The following is an 11,917-nucleotide window of genomic DNA, read 5'->3' as shown; positions in this document are numbered from 1 at the left end:
TTATACCTTCTGGAGAATCGACTGCATCACATCTTTAATCGCACGAGTGGTGGTCGCATTGATGTTGTAAACAACAGACCATTTGTTGATCGCGTGCTGAAGTTCAGCCAGCTTAGATGGATCATCGGCGTTTGTTTCTAGGTTCTTGATGGCTGTCGTCACTTCTGTGTTGGCATCTTTCGCTTGTTTTTCTAACTTAGTTTTAACATCATCAAGGTTTACACTGTTACTAGCATCGTAAAATGACATAAGACTTCCTCGTATTTTTAGTTCGCTTCGTATGATTCAACGACCGCATGTGCGGCGGTGTAAGCTTCATACTGTTTGAGTAGCAATTGGTACTGCTGTGGTGAGCACCCTAAATCCAACTGACGTTTCACCACCGCTTGTGCTTCTAAGAGCTTGCTCTTAATCTTGTGCACTTCCGCACCGTTTTTGTCGTTATTTAAAATTTGTTCAAGATTTGTCATTGTTCGTCTCGCCCTCGTATCCGAGTTCTATTGTTATCACCCGCCCGCCTTTAACCAACTCAATACCAGCAGGCGTAACACTGGATATGCGGTAGCCTTGAGGCGTTCTTGCACCAACCATGTAACGAACGTTATCGGTCAGAATCACATATGGAACCTGACCAAAGTTAACGCTACGAAACGGGAAATCGATGTTGGTGCCTTTACTCACCTTAGGTATGGATTTCAAAACTAAATACGGCTTTTCACCATATTGTTCTCGGAAGTCTCGAGTCACACCGTAAAATCGAGTCGTTTCGATATCATCAAGTTCCCCGCGTACTTCGATGCGATCACCGCTGGTAACCAACTGGACTTTTTTCAGTAGCTCCGCATCCGTCAATAAGGCTTTTAGCGTATCCATATAGGCACCCGCTCTTTGCAGTTCAACCTTCCACGCTACGAGGCCCGGTACGTCTCGCTCTAAAATTTGCTCAACTTGGTTCCAGCGGCTTGCATCATCGATATAACCCGTCAGTAACAGTGTGCCCGTCTCATCCCCATTTTCGACTTTCACCTGGTGATAGCCGAGGTTTCGCAAAATAAATCGAACCCCGCGACGGATTTCTTCCATCGTTCTTAAGTCACTTTTGTAATTGATACCTAATACATCAATTCGACCAAGCAGATCGAGTTTCTGAGTTCGATCTTCAACATAGCCTTCCAAAACCGCTTGGCGTGCGGCGGCATTCCATTCCACACGAACGTCGCTAAGTTTGAGCTCGCCTAAGATGTTGCGTACCAAAACAATGGGTTCTGCTTCTGTGACAGTCTCGTTGTTGTTTCCGTTAGCTTGGCTGTACCACATACCAGCAAAAATGACACTCGGGACAAAACTACAAAGCAAGGCGATGAGCGTTGTTTTTTTCCAGCTAGAGCGTTGTACAGCAACAACAGGTGTATCCTGTTCGCTAGATTCGTCGCTGACGTTACTCACGATTAACGCATCTTCTGCGTACCCCAGTGCGAACTTCACAACGCCTACAGAGACAACGGCATGGCGTGACAACTCGATCCCATCATCTTCAACAGAGATGTTTTCACCGTTAATATTTGCCTCTTTGCAGCCTCGTAAAATGACCGAGTCTTGCTGGCAAACCAACGTGAAATGGTTAGCTTCGACCCCAGCATCAGACAGCACGAGATCTGCGATAAAGTCGTCACTGCCAAGCACAAGAGCGCCCTCAGGTAAGGTGACTTCAACTCCGGAATGCACGCCTGATAAAATACGAATTTTCCATTGCTGCATCGCGGTTAAGGCTCCTCTGATGGACGCACACACTCACTTTGTGAGTCATCGCATTCCAATACTTTTACACGCCAACCCTTTTGCCCTGTCGGCAATTGGCACTGCGTCAATTGAGACGACTGTTGCTGTGACAATAAGTCTTGCTGATAGCGCTCCGCTTGAGTCTTTGATGTGCAGCTATACACTTCGACGACCGATTTAAATTCAGCACTGTTGTTGGAAATGTTGTTGAGCTTGCCAATGCTTGGTCGCAGATCGTACTCATTACCAATCAACACACTATCGCCAATACCATCCACAACGATTCGCGGTTCTAGAATAAACATGCGCACCGTGCGGCGTTTAGTGTTGGTATTACTTCTAAACAACGCACCTAAATATGGGATGTCTCCCAACAGTGGTACTTTACGTAACTGATGACTCACTTCATCTCGATAAACACCACCGATGAGCAAGCTCTGTCCTTGCTTCACTGTCGCCAAGGTACTGATTTCAGTTTTTCGAACGGAAGGAAGGTCGTCGACACCACCATCGGTAATCTTTGCCCCGTCTTCGAGATGAAGGCTCAGGTTGATTTCTGGTCGGGCTGCAAACCTGTCACCAACGATACGCGGGACAATTCTCAGTAACGTGCCATACGTGACCTCTTCCAGTGCTGCGGTCTCTTTACCAACCAGCTTGACGTAAAACGTGCTGCTGTTGTTCAGTACCGCTTCGACATTTTCTTGGGTTAACAGTGTTGGTCTTGAAACCACTTGAGCACTGCCTTGAGATTCCAATAATCGGATTTGAGCCAACAGGTAATTCAGATTGGTTGAATCAAGCAAAGACTTAAAATTTTGTCCGCTGCCGAGAGTCACATCACCCGAACTCACATCCCCTGTTGTTTTGATATCAACAATTCGATTATTTCCGACAGACACTCCCGCTCGCCAATCCACGCCTAACTGACTTAAATCGTTGGCACTGATGTCGACAATCGATAACGCAACTTCAATTCTTGATTGCGGTTGGTCCAATTGAGCGACCAGTTTGCGATAGAGCGGTAATCGCGCTTGAGTATCACGAACAATAATCGCATTAAGGCCCGGCTCTGCTTCAACCGTTGCTCCGCCATGAACTGAGGCGGTTTTATTGCTTTTTACAGGCTTATCTGAACTGGTAACTTCTTTGTTCGATGCACTCGTCACTTGAGTTTGAACACCAGACACGACTCGCTTTAAAACCGATGCGATACCAGGAACCGTAATTGTCTGATCTCGATATGCAATTTCTCTGTCCGTTGCAGAAGCGTACTTCAAAGGAATTATTTCAACGAATAACTCGTCGGTTGAATTCGATTTCTGCAGCAGGCGCGTTTCTAATGCTTCGGCCGTTTGTACAACTAAGTCGACATAACGTGGAGGACCTGCAAGATAAACCAACCCTTTACTTTCAGCGGCTCTCCACCCATAGCGCGAATCCCACACTCCAGTGGAAATTAACGTGCTTCGTAGCTCTCTGGCGGTCAATAATTCTAATTGGAGTAAACGTGAGCGCGTTTCTGTCGCCTTATAGACATGTAAGACGGCACCATCGAAATACCACATCAAGTTATAGACTTGCGATAAGTAGTCGAGGAACTCAGCCGGGTCATCAGGAGTAAAACGTCCACTCACTCGATCATTAACTTTGTCACTCACAGAAACCGAAACGCGATAGTTTGCGCCAAAGTTATTCAACAACTCTTTTAATGAGTCGTTATCTGCATAGTATCGGAATGGTTGTTCGGGCCAGTGTAAGTCTGTTGCTTGTGCGAATCCCAACGGAGCAAAGCTCACAGCACACAACAGTATCTTTGTGGCAGCACGTCTGATGTTCGGAAAGACTTTTCGCATCATGGCAACCACACATTATGATTAATCGTGTGGTTCACGCGCTCGTGCTCCAATAATGCCATATAACGCTCACATAGATTAACGTGCTTAGAAAGCAAAGAAGAGAACAGCTCAATCGAACAGTCCTCGCTCCTCACTTTGCTTTGCAAAATCAGCTGCTGATCATCATTCGCTGTTAGTACGCAGCCATCTTCACGGATGGTTTTTAATGAGAGCTGCATGCAACGTTGTAACGCTTGTTCTTGTTGATAATCTAGATGCTCTTTAAACTGGAAGGGTAAAGCCGCTTCCCATAAAAACCATGATGCGTGTTGTTTGATGGTCAGTGACAATTGATCAACCTCGATGTTGTAAGAGCCATTTTCTGAGGCAATAAAATCCCCTACCTTTAGCGTTTCCGCTAAAGATTTCATCATCTTATCTAACATTTAACGCCCTATTTAAATCTGGCTGAGGTGATTGCAAGCCTGGCCGCACTGGCCGCTTTGAGTGTCAAAATAGTAGTGATCGATGTCGCCAACAATTTGCATGCTCTTGAACCACTGCCATACTTTCGCAACCGCATTTTGGTCGTTGTAAACCACATCGCATGCATCCCAGACTTCGTTCAGCTCAGGAGCTTCAAGTCGAACTTCCGAACACCACTTTTTCCACTCTGAGATAAACTGAGCAGTCGTAGAAGTGTACTCTGCGAACCCTTTAAGCTCGTCTAAGGACGGTTGCCACTTCTCAATTAACGAACGATGACATTCAATCACTTGCATCTGTTGTTCACTCAACGTCCCGAGTTGATCTTTCAACTGGTGTTGTTGGCGCTCAATTAAATCGAGTTGCTGTTGTACAAACACCGCACTGGTGTCCTCTCCCGATAGTTTCGACCAATATTCCTTTTGAATATCGAGCTGATTGATAAGCTGTTCCACTTTAATGGAGGCATGCAAAGCGCTTTGATCAACTTGACGGTTAATCCACTCGTTTAGCGATAAATGAAAACAAAGCATCAACGTTTTTGGCACCGCTAAATTGAAGCGAAAACCAAGACGCGCGTTGATGTATTCCAGTCTTTGTTCAAAGGTCACGAGTGTGCGGCTATCACTGAGCTGCGACCCAATTTCCAAAAATAAACGCATGGCGAATCGGTCAAGCGACGCACCGAGCTTTTGATACGTTTTCACCAACTGGCTTGCGCACAGGCTATCGACGACGCTTCTATCCAACAAGCGCTGAAGTAAAGATAACTGTTCATAATTAATGACGCCTTCACTCAACAATTGTCGGTGATTGACGTGCACAACATTGAAATCCTGCGTTGATCTAGAAGCACTTTCATATCGAGCTCCTCTCTGCAAAACAGTCACTTTCCGTTGTGTCACAATGCTGTCTGGAAAAAGCGAACGGCGTCGCCAATGCTGCTTTTTCATTTATGTTCGTCTCCGCACCCCTCTCGAACGATCCAGAAAGAAAGAGGTGTAATAATTTTTAATCGTTCGTTGTTACATGACGCATAATAGAATTTACGCTGATGAGTGACTTTCAAAATTAGTCAGAAAATTTTAGTCCCAAGTCATTTCATTTCGCGATAGCTACTTGATCGTCTCCCGAACGTACACGGCTTGGCGTCGTTCCAAAACGACGGCGGTAACTCTGCGTAAAGTAAGACTGACTAGAAAACCCAGCCTCCATTGCCACATCCACGATGCTCATCTTGCTCGTCAACAGGAGTTTATGAGCGTGCAACAATCGGCGCTCACTGATCCAAGCTCTTGGAGAAATGCCATAGTGCTCATTAAATAGCTCTTTAAAAGTCGTTAAGCTAGCACCAAACTCTTGCGCATAGTCAGTCAACTTCCACTCTTTGAGGTAGTGTTGTTCCATAAATCGACGTAACCGTTCCGATGTTCGGTTCGTTTGTTGTGAAAGCAACGCATAGAGTGATTCTCCCCCTTTGCCGTGCAGCAAAAGAATGAGTAACTCTTCATATTTTAGGCACATGATCGCATCTGGATACGCCTGTTGCTCAAGCGTCTGCATGCTGGAAAGCACTTGCTCTACGAGTATGTTCAAACCAAAAGTAAACAAGCCAGAACAAACTTTATCTACCTTGGGCAGCATCATCAAAAGATCACTGTGCTTTTGTAATAGCTGGCTAACGAGTTCGTTGTCGTAGGTTATAATCGACGCTTTGTATGCCCCGTCTAAGGGCGAGTACTCGAATAAGTAATCCCCTTGGGATAGAAACACCCCGTTTTCTGCCGCAACATCGATTGTGCAATCACCTGTTTGAACTCGAAGCTGACCATTGTGAACGACAACAATGTGAGATTGGTCTGAGTGAAATACTTCGTCAGATTTTTCATAGCGGGAAAAACTACGAATTTTTCGCGAGCTCGAGCCGACCTTTTCTGTGTTTAGTTGGCCTGACACATCCATTTTCTACCCTTCATTATTTTGAGTTTCTCAGTACGAGTGTTGAGAAACTTTCAAAGCAATACTTTGATTGTTGTTATTTCTAAGTACTGCTATATCAATTAAAGAAGCAAAGAAAAGAGCATAGAAGTTCATATCACTTACCATACCCCCCGAATAATTAGCGAATATCCTAAGCATTACCCTTACCTAAAGGTAAAAGTTTATCTTAGTAAACTCTGCTGTCCGTCTTTATTATTTTTATCAGATAGCGTTTATTATTAGCCAAAACTTAAATATCATTTCGTTATTAAAGTTTAGGATTTTTGTTATACATTAGAATAAAATTAAATAGATTATGGTATCGTTTATCGAACAAACTGAAATTTCCAAAATCTTAAAATTGTATATTTTATAGCCTAAAACGCCAAGCCAACGTGTTCAAGGAGCGAGATATAATCATAAAGAATGCTATTTTTGCAACAAGTATAAGTCTAAAAAACAACTGACCCGATGACTTAAACCATGTGATTAATGTTTGTAAAAACAACAAAACTTTCACAACAGGAAAGAGCAAATCTTTATTTTTAATAATTTAGTAAGGTCTAATTAAATGTAACCGATTACTTTTCATCTGGTTATTTTTTTGGCACGAGCATCAAATTTTCCTGCTTTCCCTCCACTGAAAATAAATAGTTCTTTTCTTTTTCCGCTACAAGTTCCCCATTCGAGTATAGCTTTCCAATTATCTTCATGTTTCCGTCACCAGCTTGAATCGGTGCAATTAAAAATGAATACTGTACGGGTAAATGAACGCCTTGGTAGTGCTGAAATGCAGACTTAAAGCACTGATTTTCAATTACTTTACATATCTCCACATCAAGAGATGTAATCGAAGGTGGAAAGTATCCATCGACAGAAACCCAACCATAGAGTGTCGCCTGACTCTTTGTGTCAAAGCTACCTTCCCTTACAATCGGCACAGACTGACTACACCCACTTAGTAGGAATAGTCCGACAAAACCAGCCCACATAGAATTGTTCATTATGGCACCATAAACTTATTTTATAGACTTAGTTCATTTTAATTTCACACAATTCTTTATGTAAAAATATAAAAGATCAACTTATATTTATACTACAAGCGGACAATAAATCGCATTCTTCAACAACACATATTTAACATTAGATTTAATTTAACTCATCGTGACTGCACCTTAATACACTTTCAATTAGGCGGGTATATTAGAGAACAAAGATATTTAAATATCTAAGAAGCACCACAATATGCATCAGAGCACATTTGTTATCGCTGTTCTATTTAGCTCACCGAAATTAAAAACCAAAATATAATAACAACCGACCAATATTGATAAACACGAAGAGATACATCTAATATTTTCCTTGATAAAATTTCAAAAGGGACTATTCCTATGTCAGCACGCCAAACTATCGATGAGATTTTGCTAAAGTTTGCTCATCAAATAGGCTTGCCTGCACTGCATCTAACGGAAAATGAAGTAAGCTTAGCGTTTGATGATAATCTAAGAGTGCATATCATCTTTCATCCTGAATCGACAACCCTCCAGCTCGAAGCTGAGATTGTTGGTCTTCAAATCGTTAATTCCGATCTCTATCGTTCTTTCCTAGCCTTTAATTATCACTGGCCTGAGCATCAATTATTCTTTAGTTTAGATAATCATCGACATGTACTCTGTTTAAACCGACTCATTAACATTAAGCGACTGGATTATGAGTATTTTGAAACTGCTTTGGCGGAATTGTTGACGCAAAGTGAGTCGTGGGAGTCGTTATTGTCTGCTCATGTCGCCACTGCTGAGGTAGCTCCGATGCCACAAACTTTAGACTTAAGAGTTTAGGTGTCTCTATGTCCAACGACATCCAATCTAAATACACTAACTTACCGGTTCATGAAGTAAAGCAAGCGCAGCAAAGTGATGCTCTGCCACAAGGAACGTTTCATGGCCGCAAAGTGACCCTACTCTCTTCATCAGAAAGCAGTTTGGCTCGAATGAGCTCTAAAAGAGAACTTAGCGAATGTTTAAACCAGTTTGCGAGTCTTGAGTCTTGTAATCGCGTCTTGGATTTTGATCAGCAGTTTAGTCTTGAAAAGCAAAACACCGCGGTCGAAAAACTACTTGAACGAAAAGTGGCCGTAATTCAACGTTCCTGAACACGCAATATAGATGGGTTCAAAATATAAATTTCACGTATACACACCCTCCCACCCGCAAGCCCATGCAATAAAAAACCCCGAAGGCTCGGGGTTTTGGTTAGTACTGCTTTTTCTTTGTTAACTACTTCATTTAGAAGAAGCCTAGTGGATCAACACTGTAGCTAATCAATAGGTTTTTCGTATTTTGGTAGTGATCCAGCATCATCTTATGTGTTTCACGTCCAATACCTGACTTTTTATAGCCACCGAACGCTGCGTGTGCAGGGTAAGCGTGGTAACAGTTAATCCAGATTCGACCAGCTTCGATATTACGGCCCATACGATATGCGACGTTCGCATCACGAGTCCAAACGCCTGCGCCTAAGCCATATTCGGTGTCGTTCGCGATTTCCAGAGCTTCCGCTTCATCTTTAAACTTAGTGATGGCAATCACTGGGCCAAAGATCTCTTCTTGGAAAATACGCATCTTATTGTGGCCTTCCAACATCGTTGGCTGAATGTAGTAACCCTGATTGATTGACTCTGGCTGTTCAGATACGCCACCACCAAAGACCACTTTTGCGCCTTCTTCACGGCCGATTTCGAGGTAACTTAAAATCTTATCAAACTGTTCTTGAGAAGCCTGAGCACCAACTTGAGTATCGGTATCGAGCGGGTTACCTTGCTTGATTAACTGCGCACGTTCCGTCAATTTTTCTACAAACTTATCGTAAATCGCTTCATGAACCAGCACGCGAGATGGACAGGTACAAACTTCGCCTTGGTTGAAGAAGCCAAGTAGCGTACCTTCGATACACTTGTCGAGGTACTCATCTTCGTAATCGAAAACATCTGAGAAGTAGATGTTTGGAGATTTACCACCCAACTCAACAGTCGAAGGGATCAAGTTGTCCGCCGCACATTTTAGAATGTGATTGCCAACTTGTGTTGAGCCCGTAAATGCGAGTTTCGCAATGCGGTTGCTGGTTGCTAACGCTTGGCCTGCTTCTGAACCAAAACCATTAACAACGTTGATGACGCCCGGTGGCAGTAAATCACCGATCTTTTCCATAAGAACCAGAATCGACGTTGGCGTTTGTTCTGCTGGCTTCAATACCACGCAACAACCTGCCGCAAGTGCCGGTGCCAGTTTCCAAGCCGCCATCAACATTGGGAAGTTCCACGGGATAATTTGACCAACCACGCCAATCGGCTCCGGGAAGTGGTAGCTTGCGGTGTGCTCATCCAGCTCCGCCGCACTGCCTTCTTGTGCGCGAATACAGCCAGCAAAGTAACGGAAATGATCTACCACTAAAGGTAAATCTGCCGCCAAGGTTTCGCGAACTGGTTTGCCGTTTTCCCAAGTTTCGGCAACTGCCAACTCTTCTAAATGCTGCTCAATACGATCAGCAATTTTCAGCAAGATGTTCGAGCGTTCAGTCACACTGGTTTTTGCCCATTTAGTTCTGATGTTGTGTGCCGCATCCAATGCTAAGTTGATATCCGCTTCACCAGAACGAGCAACTTTACAATACGCTTGTCCGTTGATTGGTGAGATATTGTCAAAGTACTCACCACCCGTTGGTTTTACCCATTCCCCACCGATAAAGTTATCGTAATGCGATTTAAAGTTAACAATGGCATTTTCACTACCTGGCTGTGCATAGATCATAACTCTTCCTTTTGTTTCTCGTTCAATGTGTTATTGCAGTGTCGTATCGCACTGTTCACAAAGAGCATTACGCAAGTCACACGCCAACTACACCACACTTGTTGTTAATTAAATGTAAAACTATGATTACCAAGCGATAACAAACCAAGTGAGAGATGTTTGAGCGGATGTATGGTGTGAACACCAATGTTCAAGTGTTCCAAAATGGCACACCCTCACTGTGACAAAATGGTACAGTCATGGAACTTCAACACATTAGCGATAACAATTGGCTTTCAACTTCATGGATCCGAAGTGAACAGGCGGGTTTAAAACAGCGTCGACGCCCTGAAGATATTCGAGTGACACCAGCGACACTTCAAGATAGGCGTCACCAACTCAACTTCTTATTGGAAACCGTCACCCAGTTTGCTCTCCCGCTGTTTAATCAGCTTTTTGCTCATAGTGACAGCCGCTTAATTCTGACGGATGCCGACGGCGTCATCATCGGCAGTTGGGGACAACCTAAGTTCCGCGAGAAGTTGACCGAAATTGCGCTAAGCTCTGGTGCGTGCTGGCAAGAAAAGGTCAAAGGCACCAACGCGATTGGGACTGCGATAGTTGAAGCAAAACCGGTCTCAGTCATCGGCGATCAACACTTCATCCAACATCATCGTTTTATTAGCTGCTCGGCCAATCCTATTTTCGATCATCTTGGTCATTTGATTGGCGTGCTAGATATCACCAGCGAACAAAAGAAACATGATTTCTCAACGCAAGTGCTGGTACAGAACATGGTTCAGCAAGTTGAAAATCAATTGCTTAACTTGATTCCACAAGGGCATATTCGTGTGGATTTGGCGTGTGAAAAAGGCTTACTAAACAGTGGATGGCAAGGCATTATCATCGCTAATGAAGATGGACAGATTCTCGCGCACAACCAAGTTGCTTCTCAGCTCCTCGCGCAACAAAACGTCATCGGGCAATCGCTCGACGACATTCTTTCTATCCCAAGTGCCGACCATCCTTTCGTGTTCAAAACAAAGCCGTTGACCGACAAAAAAGTGAAGTCTCGTTCCGTTACCGCTTCCAATGATCTGCATTACGGCGATTCTACTGTCGAACATTGCTGGCAACAAGCCAATCGCGTTATCGATAAAGACATCAGCTTACTGATTCTCGGAGAAACTGGGGTTGGTAAAAATGAGTTTGTGAAAGCGCTACATAAAAACAGCCAGAGAAAAACGGGGCCGTTGGTTTCCGTCAACTGTGGCGCACTACCGAAAGATTTGGTTGAGTCCGAATTGTTTGGCTACGTAGCTGGTGCATTTACTGGCGCAAACAGCAAAGGCTATCAGGGAAAAATTCGCCAAGCGCACAAGGGGATTTTGTTTCTGGATGAAATCGCAGATTTATCCTTGGAAGCTCAAAGCCGCTTGCTGCATGTATTGCAAGATAAAACCGTGCTTCCCGTTGGTTCAAACCAAAGTGTTCAAGTCGATACGCAAATCATCGCGGCCACGCATAAAGATCTCGAGAACTTGGTTAGCGAAGGATTGTTCCGTCAAGATTTATACTATCGCCTCAATGGTTTGATCATCGAATTGCCTCGCTTTGAAGAACGAGATGATAAGCAACAACTGATCGCAAATATCCACCGACGTCATGCTGAATCTGAACAACAACTTTGCCCTCATCTACTTTCTCTGCTGCTTTCTTACTCTTGGCCAGGAAACTTGCGTGAACTCGATAGTTTAATCAAAGTATCCGCATTAATGGCGCAAGGTGAAGAAACGTTGGAGCTCGCTCACGTACCGACTCACTTGAGTAAGAAACTCAGCCAGGCTCAAGACGTAACAACCGCCGCCGAACCCACGTTAGAACTGCGTGCAACCGTCGAAGACAAACTGCTCAAAACATATCAAGCCAATCAGGGGAACATCAGCAAAACATCTCGTATGCTTGGCGTCAGTCGAAATACGATTTATAGAAAGCTGAAAAACCTTGGCATATTGGGTTAAGCCTATTGCCGTTCACCAGATACAAAAA

Annotated in this window: 12 protein-coding genes; 3 read left to right on the top strand and 9 right to left on the bottom strand. The window is 43.8% G+C overall.

The window, feature by feature from the left end:
• The 8 genes from sctF to CBX98_RS21310 form a co-directional block, all read right to left on the bottom strand.
• The gene (sctF, locus tag CBX98_RS21345) at window positions 1-249 is read right to left on the bottom strand and encodes a type III secretion system needle filament subunit SctF (protein WP_047009831.1); all 249 of its coding nucleotides are present in this window, start codon (window positions 247-249) and stop codon (window positions 1-3) included.
• 17 nt (window positions 250-266) lie between these two features.
• A complete protein-coding gene (locus tag CBX98_RS21340; protein ID WP_012841766.1) occupies window positions 267-470 on the bottom strand; it encodes an EscE/YscE/SsaE family type III secretion system needle protein co-chaperone in 204 nt (67 codons plus the stop codon).
• Window positions 457-1,758, bottom strand: a complete 1,302-nt coding sequence (gene sctD / locus CBX98_RS21335; RefSeq protein ID WP_012841765.1) for a type III secretion system inner membrane ring subunit SctD — start codon at window positions 1,756-1,758, stop codon at window positions 457-459. The genes CBX98_RS21340 and sctD overlap by 14 nt, the downstream gene beginning before the upstream one ends.
• Window positions 1,759-1,763: 5 nt before the next feature.
• The gene (gene sctC / locus CBX98_RS21330) at window positions 1,764-3,647 is read right to left on the bottom strand and encodes a type III secretion system outer membrane ring subunit SctC (RefSeq protein WP_101911949.1); all 1,884 of its coding nucleotides are present in this window, start codon (window positions 3,645-3,647) and stop codon (window positions 1,764-1,766) included.
• Window positions 3,635-4,063, bottom strand: a complete 429-nt coding sequence (locus tag CBX98_RS21325) for a YscB family type III secretion system chaperone (protein ID WP_109170221.1) — start codon at window positions 4,061-4,063, stop codon at window positions 3,635-3,637. The genes sctC and CBX98_RS21325 overlap by 13 nt, the downstream gene beginning before the upstream one ends.
• A gap of 12 nt (window positions 4,064-4,075) precedes the next feature.
• A complete protein-coding gene (locus CBX98_RS21320) occupies window positions 4,076-5,056 on the bottom strand; it encodes a T3SS regulon anti-activator ExsD domain-containing protein (protein ID WP_006741518.1) in 981 nt (326 codons plus the stop codon).
• Between the two features lie 148 nt (window positions 5,057-5,204).
• On the bottom strand, window positions 5,205-6,065 hold the full coding sequence (locus tag CBX98_RS21315; protein ID WP_006741517.1) for an AraC family transcriptional regulator: 861 nt from the start codon (window positions 6,063-6,065) through the stop codon (window positions 5,205-5,207).
• 614 nt (window positions 6,066-6,679) lie between these two features.
• Window positions 6,680-7,087, bottom strand: coding sequence for a YscW family type III secretion system pilotin (locus CBX98_RS21310; RefSeq protein ID WP_109170220.1), 408 nt, complete (start codon window positions 7,085-7,087; stop codon window positions 6,680-6,682).
• Between the two features lie 387 nt (window positions 7,088-7,474).
• Between CBX98_RS21310 and exsC the strand changes: the two genes are divergently transcribed.
• Window positions 7,475-7,921, top strand: a complete 447-nt coding sequence (gene exsC, locus CBX98_RS21305) for a type III secretion system regulatory chaperone ExsC (RefSeq protein WP_005397386.1) — start codon at window positions 7,475-7,477, stop codon at window positions 7,919-7,921.
• Window positions 7,922-7,929: 8 nt separating this feature from the next.
• On the top strand, window positions 7,930-8,235 hold the full coding sequence (gene exsE2 / locus CBX98_RS21300) for a T3SS regulon translocated regulator ExsE2 (RefSeq protein WP_074191265.1): 306 nt from the start codon (window positions 7,930-7,932) through the stop codon (window positions 8,233-8,235).
• Window positions 8,236-8,368: 133 nt separating this feature from the next.
• Here the strand turns inward: exsE2 and CBX98_RS21295 are convergent, their stop codons facing one another.
• Window positions 8,369-9,889 (bottom strand): aldehyde dehydrogenase family protein, encoded by a 1,521-nt coding sequence (locus CBX98_RS21295; RefSeq protein WP_012841760.1) that lies wholly within the window; start codon window positions 9,887-9,889, stop codon window positions 8,369-8,371.
• Between the two features lie 239 nt (window positions 9,890-10,128).
• Between CBX98_RS21295 and CBX98_RS21290 the strand changes: the two genes are divergently transcribed.
• Entirely contained in the window at window positions 10,129-11,889 is a 1,761-nt protein-coding gene (locus CBX98_RS21290; protein WP_109170219.1) for a sigma-54-dependent Fis family transcriptional regulator, read from the top strand.
• Window positions 11,890-11,917: the final 28 nt, after the last annotated feature.

The sequence above is a fragment of the Vibrio sp. T9 genome (assembly GCF_003123985.1).
GTDB classification, from domain to species: Bacteria; Pseudomonadota; Gammaproteobacteria; order Enterobacterales; family Vibrionaceae; genus Vibrio; species Vibrio diabolicus.
Note: the sequence above shows the minus strand (reverse complement) of the source record. Positions and strands in the feature narration are given on the sequence as shown.

Coding starts and splice junctions, on each gene's coding strand:
- sctF (WP_047009831.1), bottom strand. CDS start 249: ATGTCATTTTACGATGCTAGTAACAGTGTAAACCTTGATGATGTTAAA.
- CBX98_RS21340 (WP_012841766.1), bottom strand. CDS start 470: ATGACAAATCTTGAACAAATTTTAAATAACGACAAAAACGGTGCGGAA.
- sctD (WP_012841765.1), bottom strand. CDS start 1,758: ATGCAGCAATGGAAAATTCGTATTTTATCAGGCGTGCATTCCGGAGTT.
- CBX98_RS21325 (WP_109170221.1), bottom strand. CDS start 4,063: ATGTTAGATAAGATGATGAAATCTTTAGCGGAAACGCTAAAGGTAGGG.
- CBX98_RS21320 (WP_006741518.1), bottom strand. CDS start 5,056: ATGAAAAAGCAGCATTGGCGACGCCGTTCGCTTTTTCCAGACAGCATT.
- CBX98_RS21315 (WP_006741517.1), bottom strand. CDS start 6,065: ATGGATGTGTCAGGCCAACTAAACACAGAAAAGGTCGGCTCGAGCTCG.
- CBX98_RS21310 (WP_109170220.1), bottom strand. CDS start 7,087: ATGAACAATTCTATGTGGGCTGGTTTTGTCGGACTATTCCTACTAAGT.
- exsC (WP_005397386.1), top strand. CDS start 7,475: ATGTCAGCACGCCAAACTATCGATGAGATTTTGCTAAAGTTTGCTCAT.
- exsE2 (WP_074191265.1), top strand. CDS start 7,930: ATGTCCAACGACATCCAATCTAAATACACTAACTTACCGGTTCATGAA.
- CBX98_RS21295 (WP_012841760.1), bottom strand. CDS start 9,889: ATGATCTATGCACAGCCAGGTAGTGAAAATGCCATTGTTAACTTTAAA.
- CBX98_RS21290 (WP_109170219.1), top strand. CDS start 10,129: ATGGAACTTCAACACATTAGCGATAACAATTGGCTTTCAACTTCATGG.